Raw genomic sequence first — 1873 nt, 5'->3', positions numbered from 1 at the left:
GGAACCAACAGTAAATAACAAACTGCTTCCAGACATGTCTTCCCTTCCCTTCTTAACTAAAATTTTTTAGAGGAAATTCCCTTATTGCTATATTGATAAACCTTTTCAAATGATATTTTATAATTTATCAGAATAGACAGATAACTGGTTTGGCAGTAAATTCTATTAAAAAAACCATTGTTCGCGGCAGTCTCCCTATGTTAGAGTAAAAAGCATATTTTTATAAAATCTCATACGAATTCCTTATATAACTATGGTGATATGGACCATAAGTCTCTACCCGGCACCCGTAAATTGCCGGACTATAAGGAAAGTCATTTCATTTATCGATTATAAATGCATGCGGACTTTCTTTATTGTTATCCAAGAAAGTCCGCATTTTTTTATTTGTTTTTTAGAGGTCTGACATCAGATGTCGTTCTAGTAAATATAAGAATTCGTATTGTGAAATTTTATTTATGGAGGGTATTTATATGGATATTTTATTCGGTTTATTATCTTTGGCAGGGGTCTTATTTCTCGGCTGGCTTTGGAGCAGCAATCGTTCTGCGATCAAGTGGAAGACGATTGGAGTCGGCATTGTCCTGGAATTCCTTCTTATTCTTTTCGTTTTAAAAGTCCCCTTCGGACAGACACTTCTGAAGAAATCGGCACTCGGCGTCCAAAAGGTCATCGACTACAGTAACGAAGGAATCATGTTTGTATTCGGAGGTTTTTTTGAAAAAGGAAGCAATATTACATTTGTGTTTGCAATCAATGTACTTGGAGCGATCATATTCATCTCTGCAGTGATTTCTGCCCTCTATTATTTACGCATCATTCCGCTGTTCGTTAAGTATATAGGAATCGCACTGGGCAAGATCCTTGGAACGACAAAGGTTGAGTCATTCAATGCAATCGGGAATTCATTCCTTGGATTGGTGGAGGCTCCCCTGCTTGTCAAACCGTATCTGGCAAAATTGACGCGATCCGAACTATTCGCAGTCATGACAGGCGGAACTGCTTCTGCAAGCGGGGCGATCCTGATCGGGTATTCATTGATGGGCATCGAAATGAAGTATTTGCTCCTTTCTGTATTCAGCGTTCCCCTTGTTTCACTCGTGATGGCGAAAATCATGGAGCCGGAAACAGAAGAGTCAAAGACGAATGGCGATATTTCGTTAGGAAAGACAGATCATACCAATGTATTCGAAGCAATTTCCGAAGGAGCGATCAACGGTGTGCAGCTGGCAATCAATATCGGCGGATTGCTTATTGCCTTCATCGGGGTGCTCGCGCTGGTGAATGGTGTACTCGGCCTTGTTCATACCGACCTTTCCACCATTTTCGGATATGTCTTCTACCCTCTCGCTTTATTAATAGGGATTCCGGTGGATGAGGCGTTCCGGTCAGCCTCCATCATCGGTACAAAGCTTTCCGTGAATGAATTTGCAGCTTATGATCAGCTTTCAGGATTGATCGATGAATTGTCGCCAAAAACTGTGGCGATTCTTTCAGTCGCGCTATGTAACTTTGCAAATCTGTCTTCAATCGGCCAGCTCATTGTCGGATTGGGTTCTTTGGAGCCTTCCCAGCGTCCGACTGTTTCAAAATTGAGCTTAAAAGCAATTGGGGCAGGGACTCTTGCAAGTTTCATTACTGCAATCATGGTCAGCAGCCTTCTATAAAATTATTTTTTTGTTTGGCTAAAAGAAAACGTGCACGAGCCCTTTTCAGATTCCTGATGGGTGTACAAAAAGGAACAATTTAAAGAATACACGCCCTTCCAAGAGAAATATTTCTCTTTGTGTTTCTAATTTGCATCTTTGGTGAATAGTAAAAGGTAGTGTACGTTTATTATTTTGGACGGAAGGTGAAAGAATTGAGAGAGCAG

General features: G+C 40.8%; 1 protein-coding gene and 1 riboswitch. The gene reads left to right on the top strand.

All coding sequences use genetic code 11. The features are described from left to right. The first annotated feature begins 223 nt into the window (after window positions 1-223). Window positions 224-325: riboswitch (purine riboswitch) on the top strand. A gap of 148 nt (window positions 326-473) precedes the next feature. Further along, on the top strand, window positions 474-1667 hold the full coding sequence (locus HP456_RS23465) for a NupC/NupG family nucleoside CNT transporter (RefSeq protein ID WP_172255540.1): 1194 nt from the start codon (window positions 474-476) through the stop codon (window positions 1665-1667). Window positions 1668-1873: the final 206 nt, after the last annotated feature.

Origin of the sequence: Bacillus haikouensis (genome assembly GCF_013179555.1) — a bacterium.
Lineage (GTDB): Bacteria > Bacillota > Bacilli > Bacillales > Bacillaceae_B > Rossellomorea > Rossellomorea haikouensis_A.
The sequence above is the reverse complement of the archived record's forward strand: the minus strand, read 5'-3'. Positions and strand labels throughout refer to the sequence as shown.

Bases quoted from the DNA above. Each gene is read 5' to 3' on its own strand.
- HP456_RS23465 (WP_172255540.1), top strand. From the start codon at position 474: ATGGATATTTTATTCGGTTTATTATCTTTGGCAGGGGTCTTATTTCTC.